The organism is Rhodobacteraceae bacterium M382 (genome assembly GCA_025141015.1).
Taxonomy (GTDB): domain Bacteria; phylum Pseudomonadota; class Alphaproteobacteria; order Rhodobacterales; family Rhodobacteraceae; genus Aliisedimentitalea; species Aliisedimentitalea scapharcae.
Genome location: CP081100.1, coordinates 151,286 through 168,519 on the forward strand (window position 1 = coordinate 151,286; position 17,234 = coordinate 168,519).

The 17,234-nt window shown below is 57.0% G+C and carries 14 protein-coding genes; 2 read left to right on the plus strand and 12 right to left on the minus strand.

What is annotated here, in order from left to right; genetic code table 11:
* Positions 1-435: 435 nt before the first annotated feature.
* Genes K3727_22365 through K3727_22400 form a run of 8 tightly spaced genes read right to left on the minus strand, consistent with a single transcriptional unit; the run spans position 436 to position 7,207 of the window.
* A complete protein-coding gene (locus K3727_22365; protein ID UWQ93606.1) occupies positions 436-1,230 on the minus strand; it encodes an ABC transporter permease in 795 nt (264 codons plus the stop codon).
* Positions 1,223-2,161 carry an ABC transporter permease gene (locus K3727_22370; GenBank protein UWQ93607.1) on the minus strand — a complete coding sequence of 313 codons (939 nt, stop codon included), beginning with the start codon at positions 2,159-2,161 and terminating at the stop codon, positions 1,223-1,225. The genes K3727_22365 and K3727_22370 overlap by 8 nt, the downstream gene beginning before the upstream one ends.
* A complete protein-coding gene (locus K3727_22375; GenBank protein ID UWQ93608.1) occupies positions 2,158-2,883 on the minus strand; it encodes a dipeptide/oligopeptide/nickel ABC transporter ATP-binding protein in 726 nt (241 codons plus the stop codon). The genes K3727_22370 and K3727_22375 overlap by 4 nt, the downstream gene beginning before the upstream one ends.
* Positions 2,877-3,560, minus strand: a complete 684-nt coding sequence (locus K3727_22380; GenBank protein UWQ93609.1) for an ATP-binding cassette domain-containing protein — start codon at positions 3,558-3,560, stop codon at positions 2,877-2,879. Before K3727_22380 ends, K3727_22375 begins: the two co-directional genes overlap by 7 nt.
* Positions 3,557-5,080, minus strand: a complete 1,524-nt coding sequence (locus tag K3727_22385) for an ABC transporter substrate-binding protein (protein ID UWQ93610.1) — start codon at positions 5,078-5,080, stop codon at positions 3,557-3,559. The genes K3727_22380 and K3727_22385 overlap by 4 nt, the downstream gene beginning before the upstream one ends.
* Positions 5,081-5,091: 11 nt before the next feature.
* A complete protein-coding gene (locus tag K3727_22390; GenBank protein UWQ93611.1) occupies positions 5,092-5,364 on the minus strand; it encodes a hypothetical protein in 273 nt (90 codons plus the stop codon).
* Positions 5,361-5,996 (minus strand): DUF1826 domain-containing protein, encoded by a 636-nt coding sequence (locus K3727_22395; protein UWQ93612.1) that lies wholly within the window; start codon positions 5,994-5,996, stop codon positions 5,361-5,363. The genes K3727_22390 and K3727_22395 overlap by 4 nt, the downstream gene beginning before the upstream one ends.
* Positions 5,993-7,207: a GTP-binding protein gene (locus tag K3727_22400; protein UWQ93613.1), complete on the minus strand. Its 1,215-nt coding sequence runs from the start codon at positions 7,205-7,207 to the stop codon at positions 5,993-5,995. Before K3727_22400 ends, K3727_22395 begins: the two co-directional genes overlap by 4 nt.
* 105 nt (positions 7,208-7,312) lie before the next feature.
* On the opposite strand from K3727_22400, the gene K3727_22405 reads away from it, so the two are divergent.
* The gene (locus K3727_22405; GenBank protein ID UWQ93614.1) at positions 7,313-7,741 is read left to right on the plus strand and encodes an Rrf2 family transcriptional regulator; all 429 of its coding nucleotides are present in this window, start codon (positions 7,313-7,315) and stop codon (positions 7,739-7,741) included.
* A 246-nt stretch (positions 7,742-7,987) separates the two neighbouring features.
* Here the strand turns inward: K3727_22405 and K3727_22410 are convergent, their stop codons facing one another.
* Entirely contained in the window at positions 7,988-9,907 is a 1,920-nt protein-coding gene (locus tag K3727_22410; GenBank protein ID UWQ93615.1) for an aminoacylase, read from the minus strand.
* Between the two features lie 136 nt (positions 9,908-10,043).
* Here K3727_22410 and K3727_22415 point away from each other — a divergent pair, with 136 nt between their 5' ends.
* Positions 10,044-11,036: an AraC family transcriptional regulator gene (locus tag K3727_22415; protein ID UWQ93616.1), complete on the plus strand. Its 993-nt coding sequence runs from the start codon at positions 10,044-10,046 to the stop codon at positions 11,034-11,036.
* Between the two features lie 92 nt (positions 11,037-11,128).
* On the opposite strand, the gene K3727_22420 is transcribed toward K3727_22415, so the two are convergent.
* Genes K3727_22420 through K3727_22430 form a run of 3 tightly spaced genes read right to left on the minus strand, consistent with a single transcriptional unit; the run spans position 11,129 to position 17,020 of the window.
* Complete coding sequence (locus K3727_22420) at positions 11,129-13,087, minus strand: preprotein translocase subunit SecA (protein ID UWQ93617.1); 1,959 nt, start codon at positions 13,085-13,087, stop codon at positions 11,129-11,131.
* A complete protein-coding gene (locus K3727_22425) occupies positions 13,080-15,227 on the minus strand; it encodes a M50 family metallopeptidase (GenBank protein UWQ93618.1) in 2,148 nt (715 codons plus the stop codon). The genes K3727_22420 and K3727_22425 overlap by 8 nt, the downstream gene beginning before the upstream one ends.
* The gene (locus K3727_22430) at positions 15,224-17,020 is read right to left on the minus strand and encodes an efflux RND transporter periplasmic adaptor subunit (GenBank protein ID UWQ93698.1); all 1,797 of its coding nucleotides are present in this window, start codon (positions 17,018-17,020) and stop codon (positions 15,224-15,226) included. The genes K3727_22425 and K3727_22430 overlap by 4 nt, the downstream gene beginning before the upstream one ends.
* Positions 17,021-17,234: the final 214 nt, after the last annotated feature.

Here is a 17,234-nt window from a genome sequence, read left to right on the forward strand (position 1 = left end):
ATGAGGCGACAGATCTGCCCCTCTGTTTGGCGCTGTCAGATCACAACGCAATCAAAGTGTACCAGATTGATTTGGAATGGAAACCGCCAGATGAGCGCGCCATATGGCTCCTGCGGTCTGGACACTATGCCCTGGAGTGGCAGCAAATTCCGCAGATGTAGAATCCGACCCCAGTATCAAATCACGAGCCGATCGCTCTGCCCCTTGAACACCCGCAGACACTTCCGCTCAGGCACCAAACAAAACAGGCCTTCCTCTTGCCGGGATCGTCCACGGCCAAACGACAAGCGGCAGTTGGTTGCAGTCCTGATCACGATCCCGGGCATGAAGCATTCGCTGTGGCGGGCGATCGGCACAGACGGTGATATCCTCGACGGTTACATCAAATCCGACGAAATCCAAAGGTCTCGCAGCGTTTTCCCGACGCTTGATCGCTCATTCATGACCGCCTTCATTGGCCATTGCGTCACGCAGCGCATCGCCAGCAAGGTTGATGGTGAGAACACAGATGACAACTGCAAACCCTGGCCAAATCATCTGTAGAGGGGTCGAGCGCATATGCACGCGCGCGTCCAATAACATCGCACCCCACTCGGGGTTCGGGGGTTGGACACCAAAGCCGAGAAACCCAAGCGCAGAGATGCCAAGGATCGCGCGGGCAAACATGCCGGTCCAGACAACGGCGAGCGATGGGATCAGCGACGACAGGTAATGCCACAGCGCAATAGACCACCCGGGCAACCCGGCCAAACGGGCTTGCACCACATATCCGCGGCTTTGAACCGACAGACCGATGCCCCGGGCCACGCGGGCATAACGCATCCAGCCTGTGACGCTGAGGGCAAAGATCAGGCTCCAGGTCCCCGCACCCATAAGCCCCGCGATGACCACGGCCGCCACAAGTTCAGGAAATGCCAGGAAGGTATCGGTTGCGCGCATCAACGACCAATCCGCATACTTGCCGCCAAGCGCTGCCATCAGGCCGATTGACGTCCCAATGAAGAGGCTCAGAAGCGAGATCAGGAACGCCAGCCCCAAGGACCACCGCGCACCAAAAAGCAACCGCGACAGGACATCCCGCCCAAGCGCGTCTGTACCCATCGGGAACGTCGCATTTGGGCGGGAAAGACGGTTTGGAATGTTGATCGCCGCGGGGTCATATGGTGCAAGCAGCGGGCCAAGAACCGCAAGAGCGACAAGACCTGTGGCGACGATCACTACGCTACGCATCTTCGGTTCCAATCCGGGGGTCGATGGCGCGATAGATGATGTCGGTCAGCAGATTTACCACGACAAAGACAAGAGCGGTCAAAACGACGACAGCCTGCACATGCGGGAAGTCCCGCGCAGTGATCGCGGTGACCAAAAAGGTGCCCAGACCCGGGCGGCCAAAGATGACCTCAACCAGCACCGCCCCTTCGAGCAAGAAGGCCAGTTCGAGCCCAAAGACTGTGACGACAGGTATCGCGGCATGGGGGGCAATGTGGTCTAGTGCCACTGCTTTGCTTCTGACGCCACGCCGACGGATCGCAGGCAGAAAAGGCTGGCCTCTGGCCTCAAGGATGCTCGACCGGATGATCCGGGTCAGCGAGGCGGCGACACCGAGGCCCAACGTAACCGCGGGCAGGACTGCATGGACCGGTGTCCGCGCACCCATGGCAGGAAGCCATCCGAGCTGAACAGCAAACAGCAAGATCAGCAAAAGCCCAAGCCAATAGGCCGGGATCGCGGCACCAAGTGATGCGATCGCAACTGCGCCCCGATCCAACAGCCCGCCCGGACGTTTGGTGGCAAGGATCGCGAGCGGCAGCGAAGTTGCAAGACCGATCGCCAACCCGGCCAGGGCCAGCGGGAAGGTATAGGTTATGGCCGCCCAAAGGTCGGGCCAGACAGGACGACCCGTTACCGCAGAATAGCCGAAATCGAGCCTAATCAACGGGCCAAGCCATGCCCAAAAGGCTTGCCAAAAGCTCGTGTTCAATCCGACCTCCTCGCGGACCTGATCGATCACGTCTTCGGTCAAGAGCGCGTCGAAGCGGGCCATGGCAATGGTTTGTGCGGGGTCACCGGGTGCATTCCAAAGCAGCGCAAACGTCAGAACCGCTGTCCCCGACAAAACGACGACTACGCGCAGCGCCAGGCCGCCAATTGCTTTGATCATGCCGCGTCCTCGAGCGCACCAAGCGAGATTGCGGCATCCCGCAAGGCGCGGGAATAGGGCGATCGCGGATTCAGTGCGAAGGTTTTGGCATTTGCAGTCTCTTCGACCCGCCCGGCCTTTAACACCACGACCTGATCCGCGTGGGCGATCGCATAGCCAATGTCATGGGTGACGATCAGTGCGGCAAATTCTTCTTCGCTTTGGAGACCTGAAATCAATTGCGCCGTGTGTTTCTGCGTCACCGCGTCGAGCGCTGAAAGGGGTTCATCAAATAACACAAGAGGTGGTGCGGCAATCAGGGCGCGCAGAATGCCAGCCCTCTGCGCTTGACCAATGGAGACTTGATCGGGACGGCGCTCCAGCAGGTCGAGCGGCAGTTCCAACCCTGCACAAAGCCGCTCTAACCGACCTTCTGTTAATGCAATCCCCTGCGCCACAACCGGCTCCATCACAGACCGTCGCAGGCTGAGCGCTGGATTGAAGGCGGCACGCGGCTCTTGCATGACCAATGCGGGGCGGGCGGCACGTATCGGTTTGCCGTGCCATGTGATCTCGCCCGCCGAGGGTTTCAACAGGTTCAAGATTGCGGCGATCAATGTGGATTTACCAGCTCCACTTTCGCCAACCACCGCGAGTGTTTCACCCTCATTCAAGGACAACGAGATGTCCTCCAACGTGACGTGCGATCCACGTTTCACCACAAGGCCATTCACCTTCAACACGGCAGCGCCATCCAATTTCGATGCGCTGAAAGGGCTTTGGCTGCCCGCGTCTTTGGTCGTTCCAATATCTCCTTGGTCCGCCCTTGTTCGACCAAATGTCCAGAGTCCATCACCATCAGTCTTTCGACTCGCCGTGCAACAAGGCCAAGGTCATGGGTGATCAGGATCATTGCCGTGTCTTTACCATCCAAAAAACCGCCGAGGAGTTCCATCGTTGCAGCGGCCACAACTGGATCAAGCGCAGAGGTGGGTTCATCCAGCACAATCAGATCTGGGTCGCCGAGCAGGGCCATGGCAATGACGAACCGCTGTTGCATACCCCGGCTCCAGCTCCAAGGACGTTTGCGCAGATCACCCCCTTCAATCTTCAGCGCGACAAACAGCGCTGCCTGATCCGCACGATCAGGCGCGAGCCCCAAGGCCACTTCCGCCTCGCGCCAATGAAACGCCATGGAACGCAACGGATCGAGCGCTTCCTCCGGGCTTTGCGGCACGTGGGCAACGCTGTGACCCTGCGCGCGCAGATCGTCGATCAGCGCGTGTCCGAGCGTAGATTTTCCTGAGCCAGAGGACCCGACGAGACCGATGCGGTCCCGCAATGGGATATTCAGCGAAGTGGAATGGAGAATGGTCCGGCCCGAGCGCACTGCGGTTAGGCCGGTTACGGTCATTGTCATTCGCTCAGCTTCGTCTCGTGCGTGATCCAGTAGGTTTCGGTTGGATGCACCTGATAGCCGGTCAAGCCGGCGACGCCCACATTCGTCTGGCTTACGTGGAAAACGGGGATCAGGGCGACCTCAGACGCAATGATCTCCTGCACCTCGTCATAGATCGCCTTGCGCTTTTCATGCTCGAAGGTCAGGCGACCTTGGTCCAGCAGCTCGTCAAGGCGCGTATTGGCAAAGCTTCCAGAATTGGAACCTCCGTCAGACTTCAACAAGGTTTCCAGCACTGCACCCGGGTCACCCTGGGGTGTCGTTACCCACGCTTGCAAGAAGAGATCAGCCTCGCCCGCTACAATCGCATCATTGCTCGCGCCCCATTCGCCCACCGTAATATTGGCCTTTACGCCGATTGCAGCAAGAAAAGCTTGGGTCAGCTCAGCCGTCGGCGGCAACGCCGCACGCGACGAATAGGTGACGATGTCGATCTCCAGCGGAGCGCCCTCCAGCATCCATGTGCTCCCTTCCTTGACCGCGCCCGCCTCGGTGAGCAGCGCTTCGGCTTTGGCGGGATCATAGGTGGCAGGAAGATCTGCGGCCCAAACTGTGCCCTTGGGGTAGACCGTCCCTGCTGGAACACCACCGACGCCGGACAAGGCCGCTTCGACGATACCCTGACGATCAATTGCATAGGACACAGCCTGACGGATCAGTGGGTTGGCCATTGGCCCGCTTGTCGCGTTGACGGTGTAGAAGTAAAGCCGTGCCGTCGGTGCGGAAAAGCCCTGCGCTCCGGTTGCCCTGATCCGGTCAAAGTCAGTTTCGGGATAGTTGATGACCAGATCAACTTCGCCTGCCTCAAAGGCCAGTGCGGCCGTGGCCGGGTTCGCGGTGGCGACGACGCGAACTTGTTCCAAGCCGGGCATACCCTTCCAATAGTTGGCGTTCGCTTCCACGCGGTAAAGCTGTTCTGGCACCGCCTCCTTGAACACATACGGTCCCGTGGCATTGATCGGAAACGCCTCAGACGGAGTGCCCAGGATCGCAATTGCGGGCTCGGACAGGGTCCAGGGGAAGGCGGCGTTCGGGCTGTTTGTCTCGAACACGACGATTGTGTCTCCGTCCGTCGACATGTCGGCCAGATCAAGCAGCTTTGCGCCCCGAGCGTTATGACCTGCGTGGGTTTTGTCCGAGATCGGTGCAATCGCATCAATGACTGCCTGCGCCGTCACCGGAGAGCCATCGTGGAAGGTCACACCCTTGCGCACAGTCACGCGCCATGTAGTGGGCGATGATTGGTCGATCGCTTCTGCCAGACGCGGGTAGAGGTTCATATCATAGTCGATCCCCATTAGCGTTTCGGTCACGCCAGTCTGGTTTGACATCCAGCCGTTGTAGCTGGCACGCGGATCGGGAACTTCGGCTGTTGGCCCGAAGCCAACGGAGATGGTGAGGCTGCCCTCTTGGGCTGTAGCGGGCAGAGCCATGCCAAGGGCAAGTGCTGCGGCACAGGCGAGCCGTGAATAGAACGACATGAGCATTTCCTTCAGGTCATTGAGTTGAGTTTGAAAGCAGTGGATTGTCGATCACGGGCCAATGTGCGGGCTTCGGCAAGGGTGAGCGATTGAAGCGCTTCTTCCGCTGACAACCCTTTGGCCCGCGACTTGGACCAAATGCGGCGAACGGAGGCAGGAGACCACGGCAAGGCCGCCCGAGCGACCCATTGGCGAACTGGTGCAGGCAATCCGTCAAAGGCATCCATAGGATCACCGGAACGCCTTTTGCGACGCAGGCTGCTTTGTCCGAGATTGCGGTTCATTCGGCCGTTTCCAGATCAAAGATCGGGTCAAGAACGAGCACAAGGCGGGTTTCACCCGTCCCCTCAATCGGAGGTGAGCGATGCAACAGACCCATCTCTGGTTTTGGCGGCCAACGCGTCCCGCGCAACAAAATGGGTGCGCCGGTTGGAACGGTGAAAATATGCTCAGGCTCTTTACCACTCACGGATGTTCCGTATTGCGTGCCCGTCCCGCGATAGGTGCACACCAGCCTGCCCATGATCGCATCAAGGTGGAACTTTCGGCAGGCGTTTGTTGCAACAGCTTCGAGCCTGAGTTGAAGATAGGCGGATTGCATGAGATCGGAAAAGCGCTGAGCCAGACTGGCGATATCATCAATCAGCCAGTCGCACTGTTGTCCCTTTGGCATTCCAGCGATATCGCAAAGATGCTGGGCCGTTTCGCCGACTGCGTTTGCCAGCACTACAACCCGCCCGCAGGGCAGAGTGTCCGCGTCCAGCCCGGCAAGCCATGAAATGGCATCGGGCGACGCCGCACGATCCCAAAGCGTGGCTGCGCAGGCCGAATCACGAAAGCTCTCCAAGCCTCTTGCGTCGCGCACAACGCTGACGCCAGCAGGCTGATCAGCTGATATCGATGTCGCGATGTTCATGCGGCATCCTCGACGCGCCGCCAGCCCGGGAACGGGTCGGGCATATCGAGCGGCAAGGCACCGGGCCCGGTAGCCAACACAGATGGAACAAGGCAGGCGTCAAGTTTGACCTTAAGAGCAGACCAATCGATGCCCGATCCAATGAACACCAGCTCCTGCCGACGGTCGCCCCATGGCTCCTGCCAATGCTGCTGCATGTACTCACGCGCGGATGCGTGATCAGGCCAACGCTCTTTGGGGACATTGGCCCACCAGGTACCAATCGGTTTGACACTCGACAGTGATCCAGCAAGCGAGAACTCTGCGACCCATTCGGGGCGCGTGGCGATCCAGAAGTGGCCCTTGGCGCGGATCACGCCAGGCATATCGCCGTTCAGAACCGACAGGATCTTCTCAGGGATAAAGGGCTGGCGTGCACGATAGACATAGGAAGTCACACCGTATTCTTCGGTCTCCGGCACGTGATCTGCAAAACCGTAAAGCTCTTTGGCCCACATCGGATGCTCATGCGCCTTGTCGAAATCGAAAAGACCTGTGTCGAGAATCTTCTCTGCCGCAACCTGTGAATGATTGGCCTCGATGATCTCGGCATCGGCGTTCAGGCTGCGTATGATCTTGCAGGCTGCATCCACCTGTGCCTCAGACGCATCAGCGACCTTATTCAGGATCACCACATCGGCAAATTCCATTTGGTCAGTCAGCAGATGTACCAGCGTCCGTTCATCCTCATCCCCCATGACTTCACCGCGGTCACGCAGGAAATCGTGGCTGGAGAAGTCGTTGAGCAGGTTCACCGCGTCGACGACCGTCACCATCGTATCCAACCGGGCAACATCAGATAGGCTGTTACCGGACTCGTCCCGAAAATCGAAGGTGGCAGCAACAGGCAATGGCTCGGAAATTCCGGTGCTTTCGATCAGCAAATAGTCAAACCGTCGTTCGGCCGCCAACCGACGTACCTCATCCAAAAGGTCGTCACGCAACGTGCAGCAGATGCAGCCGTTTGACATCTCGACCAACGTCTCATCCGTGCGGCTGAGTTCGGTGTCCGCGCGTACCAGGTCCGCATCGATGTTGACCTCGGACATGTCATTGACGATGACCGCAACGCGTCGTCCTTCACGATTGTTGAGCACGCGGTTCAGCAGGGTGGTTTTGCCCGCACCTAAAAATCCGGACAAGACGGTGACGGGAAGTCGAGTATCTGGCATCTATGATCTCCAACGCGTGCAATAACGATCACGCAACTTACGCAGTTACTAGACTAATGCAACTACAATTGTTACGTTTGGTCACGATATGGAGAAACTTTGCGCATGAAGCGGAACAGTCGCCTATCTCTCGCCCTGCACACGCTCAGCCACATGGCGGGTGATCCCGACCGCGTGCGAACTTCCGCAGATATTGCCGATCACGCCGGAACGAATCCCGTAGTCGTGCGCCGTGTTCTTGGGAAGCTCAGGGAAGCAGGTCTATTGGTGTCGGAAAAAGGACATGCGGGTGGGTGGCGTTTGGCCAAACAGGCCCGCGGCATCACGCTCGCAGATGTCTACCTGGCGTTGGATGAACGGCTTGTATCAGGAAGCGACAGTGACGCCGAGCCTTCGCATTGCAGCGTCGAAACAGACCTACAAACGCGCGTTGCCGAAGTCCTCGAAGAAATAGAAGAGAGCCTCGTGCAACGTTTGCGCGAAACGTCGATCACCGATGTTCATCCAAAGTCATGCAGCTATTGCGACAACTGAGGGCCATTCGTGGGGCCGTCAACCCGTCTCCAATTCACACCGGACAGACACAGGTCCACCAAGGACCTGAGCAACTGCCGGAATAGACAACAAGTCTAAAGAACCCGCCGACACGTCGTTCTCAGGAACCTCTTTGCTATTGTTCAAATTGGCCAACTTTGGTCTTTGTGTTCATTGGGATGGCGCCCGGTGCCGAACTCTGGTGGAAAGTGTTCATCACCGACGCCCACGTCAGTCCTTTTGAACTCAGTTGCCTGTGGTGCCCGTTACCGACAGAGGATCATAAGGGGACGCCTGAGAATTCCTCGCGATCAGTTCCTGTGCCCAGTCCTGCTGTGCGGTGACCTTGTCCTCATAAACGCCATGGACCCGACACAGGAACAACTCTGAATCATCCATTGCATTGGGCTGCGCAAACCAATCTTGCGGCTCAACTTTGGTCAAATCGACCTTGGCCACGCGATAGTCCACCGGTTCACTGGATTGAGGAAGCTCGAGGGATGACTGATCATCCAGTATGTCGTCATACAGTGTTGGGCGGGCACCACCGGTGTCGATGGTAAAGGTGCGCAGCCATTGTTCTTTGTTTGAGGGCTCGAAACGGCCCACTTCTTCCACTGGATAGCGGATAGCTTGCCCAGGGTTTACGCCTTTCAAAACTTTGCTGTCGGAAACAACAATTGTGCCATGCACCAGAACATAAGGAATGCCAGTAGAGGGAAGACCGTTCTTGCCCTTTGAATAGGTGGCGTTTTCCGAAACATTTTCAGGATCAAATATGGTGATATCCGCGATCATGCCTTCTTGCATACGCCCACGCACGTCCATTGCCTGAATACCGGCGTCACCCAATTGTTTGGCTGCCCAATAGCTAAGCTGCGACAAAGAGAACATCAGCGGCACATCGTTTTCACGTGCCAACCGCAACAGAATAGCGTGTGAACCAGCCGAACGCGGGTGGCCTGCATAGTCTTCGAACGGGGAATCCCAATCAAGCCGCTCTCCTTTTTCATTCAGCCCCGGCATACCGTCGCCCGAGATGACAAAATTGGGCACCTTGATCCAATCCTTGATCCACTGCTCGCGGGGGGGGCTAAAGGCAATTGCAGTGCGCCCGGGTTCGGAGTCTTTGAATTCGAGGAATTCTTCCTTTGTGACATATCTGTCAAGCTGAGGATCGAAAATGGTTTCCTCATACTTGTATCCCATCGAATCTTCCCAATTGTCAGGTGCGAGAATGGAAGCGCCATAGTTCCCCGACCCCGCGGTCCAAGGATACCAGGTTGACCAGACATTATGACCCTGTGCCCGGGCCAGCTGCATCTTTTCTTCAATCTCCCACCAGCCGTAGTCGTTGGTATGGTGAAGTTGAAGCGAGGCCCCCAAAACCATCGCATTCGTCAGCAACTCGTTTGCGCCGGTCGCGGTTTCGATCGGAGTCGATGCGCTGGGATGAAAGCGGTGGTGCGCGGCAGTCAGGCGACCGTACTTGGCCGCAATTTTCTGGGCCTCAAACATTTCATAGGTCGTGATACCTTCCCGTGCATATCCGATGGTCGATCCAACACCCAGCGCGCCTTCACGCAAACCTTCATCAAGCGTCGCGGTAATTTCATTCATCTGATCCAGAGTACTACGTGTGACTGACCAGCCATCAACACCATCCTCGGCGGCATCAATTCGGTAGTCAAAGAAATAGGGCATCGAGACATTCGGCCCTTCGAGCGCCAGCCCATCATGCACCCGCATGCGGGCAAACTCCTGCCCCACGACAGTACCAAAATTTGCCTGAGTGTTGTTTTCCCGCTCAGCATACCATTCGGAAATATTGAGCGCGCCCACCTCAAAATCCATCTGCGTTGTCACACCATCGCGCAAATTCAGCTTGATCCCAAAAGGGCTGAGCCCGTGTTGTTCGAGGTCAATGAAGCCGGGTGCAACAACGTGACCGGTCGCATCAATGGTCTCGGCACCTTCGATGGTCTCTCCGGTAATCTGCGTGATCCAACCGTTGTTGATGCCTACATTTGCAACTTGGTCAAACCCGGTTTCGGGATCCATAACCCTGCCATTCAGAATGACGACATCAAAGTTCTGAGCAAAAACCTGAGTCGATAGGGCTGACGTAACAAAAAGTACTGAAAGTAATGTGTTCCGCGGTTTCATAACAACCTCACTGTGTGCGTTACTGATTGCAGCATAACCGAATAAATGGTGAACTCGATATTCATCACAGCAGGATCGGGACAGAAATTTTCCCGCCTAATGAATGCTATTGTCAAATATGCTGTTAAGGTGATCTATGCCTACTGAACCCACACAAAGCATTTTGTTTCTGCACCCATTTTTTGATGACTTAAGAGCAAAAGGCTGTGCCCCAGAAACTATGGCGCACCGCCTTGGCGTCAACCAGTCTGAACTGGATGATCCGTCAACGCTAATACCGGCAAATACTGTTTATGGGTTTCTGCGATGGTCCACAGATTGGAGTGGCGAAAAAACATTATGCAGCCAATTGGGCATGCGGATGGCGCAGGGGGAATGGATGCCATTTCTGCCACTTCTTGCCGGTGGCCTAACAGTCTGGCAGTTCTTTTTGCGTTTCAGCTCATCTGCTCGAGACCAAGGGGGCTCCGCCATATACCGAATGGAGGCTGACGGCCAAGTCGCGCTTTGGAAGCTGACGCGCCCCAGCAGTGCGTCCAGCAATGCGGACTATGCAGATGCAACGGCTGTTGGATTTTTCGTTGGGGTTCTGAAAGGAGCGCTTGGAGAGATGTATGACAATAGTGAACTCCTGGTGGTCACCTCAGACAAGACATTAATTGCAGATGAAGTTCTTCCCACGACTTCGGTCCTTGATGGGGCAAAGGGTACGGTGCTTCGCTTTCCTTCCCTGTGGTTGGAAGCAACACTCAAAGCAGTGGATCCAAGACCGAACTCGCCTGCTGTGAGACTTCCGGAAGTGGGTTTGGTGGATCTTGTCGAACGAACAAGGCGTGTTGTGCAAAGAAATATTTCTGTTGTTGAATTTGATCTGACCGACGTTGCTCAGTCATTGGGTATGCCGGTATGGAAACTGCAATCGGAGCTCAGGGCTACGGGCACCAGCGTTTCCGAAATCCGCAACGAAGTGAGAAAGAAAATAGCGATCGAAAGCATTGGAACGACTGACATTGACATCGCGCAGTTTGCAAGATCGCTAGGCTATACCAGTAGCTCCAATTTTGCCCGCGCCTTTCGCAAATGGACCGGCCTCAGCCCGAGCCAGTTTCGTCGTGGCCGAGTCACCTGAACCGGCCAAATATGGCTGCTCTATGTGTCGGTTATGGCAACCCTTGGCGCAAAGGATTTCCTGACAATCCATTTCGCAGGTTAGCGAGGAACTTATTCTGGTGTTCCTGTGAACGCGAGATTCTCAGCGAGTTGTTCGTCAAGATCCAGCAACTTTCTGCGCGCGCGGACGTGGGCCCGTTCGGCCCTCAATTGGGCATTGGTCAAGGCCGAGAGAGTTGCGCGCCCGCCAAATCGCGACAAGAATCTGATGTGAAGACTACCAAATTCTGTAAGCAACGAGTCTTCTGCCGAGAGTATTGCTTCGTTGCTTCCGGGATCGCCTTGCCGGCCCGCGCGACCAGCAAGCTGGCGGTCAATGCGCCGGGCGCTATGGCATTCAGTCATGATGACATGCAATCCACCTGCCATGCGGGCCTGTTCATCCAAGAGAATATCGGTGCCACGACCGGCCATGTTCGTTGCGACCGTCACTGCGCCGGCGCGACCTGCGTCAGCTATGATGGCCGCCTCGTCCGCGTCCTGCGCGGCACTCAACACACGGTGAGTGACACCCTTTGCATCCAGTGCGGCACTGGCCGCTTCAGAAGCAGCAACAGTGCGTGTACCGATCAAAACCGGACGGCCTTGCGCCGACAGCTCCCCAGCGCGTTTTGCCACCCGCGCCCATTTTGTTGTTGCACGGGCAAAAACAAGAGGCCGCCAGGTTTTACGACGCGGGCGTTTGTGCGTCGGAATACAGACGACAGGCAATCTGAAAACAGTCCAGAACTCTCCCGCCGCCTCGGTTGCTGTGCCCGTCATTCCCCCAACGTGAATGTAACGGCGAAAAAAGCGCTGAAATGTAATCTGAGCAAGCGTGACACGACGTGTGGTGATCTCCACACCTTCTTTCGCTTCCACGGCCTGATGCAGCCCAGCCGACCATGAACGATCCGGCATAACCCGCCCGGTGTATTCGTCTACAATCTCGACCTTGCCATCACGTAATATATAATGCTCATCACGGTTATGCAGATGAATGGCATTCAGCGCAGTGCGTATGATGTCTTGGCGGATTGGCGCAGGACGCCATCTTTCTGGCATCAGCTCGGCACATTCTTCTAGCCGGTCACACCCTTTTGGCGTCAATTCGATCTGACGGTGGAGCCGATCCAGACGATAATCCCGACCGTCTTGCATCTGCAGGGCAATTGCATGGGCCGCACGGGTCGCTTCTGCTTCGATCTCGGTATCAGGCGGTGGCACGGACAAGATCAACGGCGTGCGTGCCTCGTCGATCATAACACTGTCTACTTCATCCACGATGGCAAATTGCAAACCTGGCAGGAGCAATCGGGTATTATCAAAGTAGGAACGAGCGCTCAGGCCGATGTCGCCGGTACGCCCCCCCATCGCCACGCGATCACGCAGAAAGGAAAAAGCGACCTCTTTGCCCGAAGCATAGACAATGTCAGCCCCAAAAACATCACTGCGTTCGTCATTGGAGCACTCGGGAATGACGGCTTTGCAGCTTAAACCCAAGCGCGCGTAAAGCCCTTGCATTGTTTCGGCGTCCCGCTCCGCAAGATAATCATTTGCTGTGATGACGTGCACGCGCCGCCCAGCCATCGCGGCGGTTCCCGCTGCAAGCGTAATAGCCAGCGTTTTCCCTTCACCCGTCTGCATTTCCGCAACCGCGCCATTCAATACCGCGCGAGCACCAAGGATCTGGGTTGCATAGTGGCGAAGACCAAGTTCCCGCCCGGCGCATTCGCGGATCAAGGCAAAACATTGAACAAGAAGTGCCCCGCGGGGCTTGCCCCTTGCGGCCCGCAACTGATGAGCAGCCACCTTTAACATCTGGTCAAGCGCGTCATCGGTGAGGGTCACGAGCTTGCGCCCCCGATAGAGCACCCGCCAGGCAAAGATACGGGATGGGCGTGCTTGGATGCGGCGGCGTGGCAACGTTGTGAACCTTTCGACCCACAGGTCGAGTTTCGACTTCTCGGGCTCGACAGGTGCCCGCGGGTAATACGCACCGCCAGAATGGGTTGGGAACGTCTCAGACATTGAGATCCCGCAAGAAAATCTGACGAACCGCGCGCAACAATTGTGCACCCAAGGGTGTTGGCCCATGGTCAAATCGAACCGAAACCCGCTCTCCCAATGCCCTAAGCGGCCGCCCATCTACTGGTCGAACATCAATGACAAAGATAGTACCAACCGGGGTCAACGGTTTATCTGCCGTTGGATCAATGGGAATGGGTCCCCCCGCTTCGGTTGCCAATGCCGCGCTTGGCAAAACAGGTACAGCAGCGGGTGTTCCTTGGCTCAGGCGGGCTGGTATTGCGTCCAAAGGCGCACTGGAGCGACGCATTTGAACCCCATCGATACGCCGCCGCAACAGGTCAATGTTCGCCTCTGGGATGACAACGCGAACGGTCCCCGGATCTTCCCCTATGACCCAAGCCAATGCTTCACCTTTTCGGACAAACCGCCCGACCAGGTCATCACCAGCGGGCAGCAGCAAACGGCCGGAAACCGGAGCCGTGACAATCTGTTGGCCGCGCCGCTCAACCGCCAGATGCCGTTCTTCTTCGGCCAACCCCAACTCCTGAGCAATCAGGTCGGCCTGTACCCGATCGTTTACCAAGGCGTCGAAGCGGCGCAGCCTCAACTCCTCGATCCGTGCGTCCAGCTGTTGTACATGCGCATCAAGAAGCGGATCAGCAATACGAAGAATGGGATCGCCCTGCGCAAGCGTTCGACCGGGACGCGTCAGCAGCTCTTCGACGAAGCCATCAGCACCACTTACAGCGCGAGATGCTTCGGGGGCCCGTACCACGCCGCGTGCAATTGTAGCCGACGGAACCGGCTGAACAAACAGGCCCCAGAATATGCCACCGACCAAAGCCCCGGTTACAATCAAAGCACGGGCACGGTGACCCTCCAGCCTGGGGCTACCCAGAACAAAACGAACCCCGCGAACCGCCGGCACGACCAGCAAAAGAACACCGGCCCAAAAAGCCAAAAGTAGGCCCACCTCAAAGAACATCCCCGCCACAAGCAGCATGATGGTGAGCATGATCAGATAACGGTAGATTAATGAAAGAACACCATATCCGGCGAACCACGCAGCCTCGCCCGGAGCCATAACAGGAGAAACCGCAGTACTTATTCCAAACAGATATCTCTGAGCGAGATATTGCAGGTATTGCGTGGAACGGGTGCCCAGGTTCGGAATCTCCACCAGATCCGCAAGCACATAGTAGCCGTCAAAACGCAGGAGCGGGTTGCCGTTGAAGAACAGAGTTGAAACACCCGCCAAAAGCATGACGTTCATGACCGCGGCACGCAGCAGGCCGGGTTCCATCTGCACCCAAAGAAGCACAGCGGCTCCGGCCAGAAAAAGCTCAACCATGATACCCGCGGCGGCGACGGCAGCACGCCGCCATTTGGACCGAAACGCAGAAGAGGCCGAAGCATCAACATAGGGCACCGGCATAAAGACGAGAAACATAACGCCAATCTCGTGCACCTCGCCGCCCCAATGTCGAACGGCATAGGCATGGCCCAATTCGTGGACAGCTTTGACCAATGGGTATATCGCTAATATTATCAGCAAGTTACCTGCGGTCAACGCACGGTCTGCAACATTACTCTGAAGAGCTTCAAAGTTCTGGAGCGCTACAAAAATCCCGCCACCAACAACCGCAAACCAAAACAATGCTCCGAACCAGGAAAACAACGGCCGCACCAGCCATGCCGTTGCCTGAATGAAGTTGTCTGGATCAATAACCGGGATCCGGATCGCAAGCGGGTTGCGGAAACCTGCCAGACGTTTTTTGCGATCTGCGTCGCGCCCGCGTTTTTGGATACGCTCCATATCCGGTGGAATAGCGGCATGCAGAACATCGGCACGGTGCAACCGGATCAACAGTTGAATGACATCGTGCTGCGTCGGGAGATCATCCCCCAAAACCTCGGCTGTGGAACGCCAGATTTCGTCCATCGTCCGGCGGCCGTTCATTAACCCGATAATGCGCCAGGCAGTCTCGGAAGCGCGGACATAGGCACCGCTGGCGTGGTCTTCTATCACATACCAGACCTGGCCGCGGAAAACCGACCGATGAACTTCTGCATGGGTCCGAAGCCTCGGCTTCAGGTCGGCCACCCGGTACCAGGATGGGCTATGGAGTCCCCCGGTCACGGAAGCCAGCGCCAGATTGCCATGCGCGCCCAATTGCGGAGGTCATGGGTCCAGATCATCGGCAGCGGTCTTTCATCAATGGTGATCTTTGCAATCCCCTCCATACCCGGACGCAATAGGTCGGTTTGCTGAGAAAGCTGGGCATCGACACGAAACACGTTGCGTCCGTCTTCAACCCCCGCAACCGACGTCACACGGCCTGTTTCCATTCCAAAAGTCTGGCCCGGGAGCGCCGTCAGGACAACTTCGCCGACCAGGCCTTCGGTTGCCAGTGCCAGGTCACGCTCGTCAACGGACAGAACAATCCGATAGGACTCCAACGGCGCGATTTCGTATAGAACCTGACCACGCGAAACCGGGGCTCCGACGGATTGGGCAAGATCGCCGGACAATACCACGCCGTCAAAGGGGGCACGCATTTGTGTGCGTTCCAGACGTTCTTGCAACAGCGCAATTTCCGCTTCGGTCTGACTGATCTGAGTCGCAGAAATACCGATTGCCGCCCGATCCCGAACCGCCAGGGCCGTTTCATACTCTCGCTGACGTTGGGCGCGAACGGTATTCCACCGCGCGATTTCCAAACGCAAATCGCGATCATCGAGGGCAGCCAAAACATCTCCGGCGGCAACGACATCGCCCGGGATAGCAGCCGCAGAGGCAATATACCCGTCAAGCGGCGAGGCAACAACGCGGCGGATCTCGCCTTCGACGCGGGCATTGGCCGTGATGTGAAAGGTCGCAGTGGTGTTCCAAGCGAACCAGCCAACGACCATGACAAGCAATATGACCGCTTTCAAGCCGGCCTTGCGCGGGCCAAAAACAGCAACAACACCACGGCCAATTGAGGTAAGAACCTTGACTGGAAACGCGCGATCATTGAGCCGTTTCTCCTCAAGAACCGGACCAAGAATACCTGTAACCGCCTCGACCAATTCGATTTCTTCGTCGCGAAATGGGTTATTCCCACCCCGCTCCAAAACCATGGCCCCTGTTACCTTACCGCTCCGACGCAGCGGGACAGTCAACACCGCCCGTGGAGATCCGGAATAGATCAATTCCTGATGCGCAGCGGTCAGTGTCAGGGAATCGTCCGCGTCCTGCGGCATAATGATTTGGCTGCCCTGATCAATCGCTTCGTCCATACAGTCTGCGATGCGCTGGACCAATTCGGAGGAGGACGAAAAGCTACCGCTGTGGGACAGTGACACAACTTTGGATCGGCGCAGACGTCGGCGACCCAAAGCAACGCGATCACACCCGAGGCGATCACAAAAATCGGTTATTGCTGTGGCTGCAGCCACAGACCACCGTGGTTCATCCAACGTATCAGCCAACAGTTCAACTGCGGCACGGGCCCGGGCCTGAGTCAGCGCACCTTTGGCGAGGTCACGCGCCAAAAGACCAAGTTCAATCGCCGGTAGTGCCCATTTCACGTCCTCAACAACGCTACGAAGATCAAGGTCAGCCTTGACCGGCAATTGAACCGCTACCACCCCAAAGAGTGCACCGTCACGAAGGACAGGTACACCAACGGCGCAACAGGTGTTGCCGCGTTCCTGATAGCCGCTTTTGACGATCGGTTTGCGTTGGGCGATCGTCAAATCCACCGCTGCGACCAGCCCCTCCCCGGGGTCCGTGGAGTCAGGTGCGCGGGCCGCAAGCTCGTAGGGACCAGTGTCGCGCGGGCCGAGCACCAATATGACAACATCAGCACCAAGACGCTGGCGCAATTGATCCGACCAAATCCCCCAGGCCAAACTTTCTTGGGACTCGGTGCTCAACGCCTGCGAGATCTCGCCTGCGCTGTCCACCGACCCGGCCTCTAGCTCTGGATCTGATCGTGTGTCCACCAATATCTCCCTACGGGCAGAATTTCGTCATTGCTCCACCAAGTCAACGATTTACATGGTTTTTGCGGTGCATGACTGGCCTTGGTGCACAAGCACGACACTTGCGCAACCGCTCGGAAACAATGCCTAAGAATTCGGGGATTTGAGAAGCGTCCAC

Coding starts and splice junctions, on each gene's coding strand:
- K3727_22410 (UWQ93615.1), bottom strand. CDS start 9,907: ATGAAACCGCGGAACACATTACTTTCAGTACTTTTTGTTACGTCAGCC.
- K3727_22370 (UWQ93607.1), bottom strand. CDS start 2,161: ATGATCAAAGCAATTGGCGGCCTGGCGCTGCGCGTAGTCGTCGTTTTG.
- K3727_22395 (UWQ93612.1), bottom strand. CDS start 5,996: ATGAACATCGCGACATCGATATCAGCTGATCAGCCTGCTGGCGTCAGC.
- K3727_22385 (UWQ93610.1), bottom strand. CDS start 5,080: ATGTCGTTCTATTCACGGCTCGCCTGTGCCGCAGCACTTGCCCTTGGC.
- K3727_22415 (UWQ93616.1), top strand. CDS start 10,044: ATGCCTACTGAACCCACACAAAGCATTTTGTTTCTGCACCCATTTTTT.
- K3727_22390 (UWQ93611.1), bottom strand. CDS start 5,364: ATGAACCGCAATCTCGGACAAAGCAGCCTGCGTCGCAAAAGGCGTTCC.
- K3727_22380 (UWQ93609.1), bottom strand. CDS start 3,560: ATGACAATGACCGTAACCGGCCTAACCGCAGTGCGCTCGGGCCGGACC.
- K3727_22420 (UWQ93617.1), bottom strand. CDS start 13,087: ATGTCTGAGACGTTCCCAACCCATTCTGGCGGTGCGTATTACCCGCGG.
- K3727_22400 (UWQ93613.1), bottom strand. CDS start 7,207: ATGCCAGATACTCGACTTCCCGTCACCGTCTTGTCCGGATTTTTAGGT.
- K3727_22405 (UWQ93614.1), top strand. CDS start 7,313: ATGAAGCGGAACAGTCGCCTATCTCTCGCCCTGCACACGCTCAGCCAC.
- K3727_22365 (UWQ93606.1), bottom strand. CDS start 1,230: ATGCGTAGCGTAGTGATCGTCGCCACAGGTCTTGTCGCTCTTGCGGTT.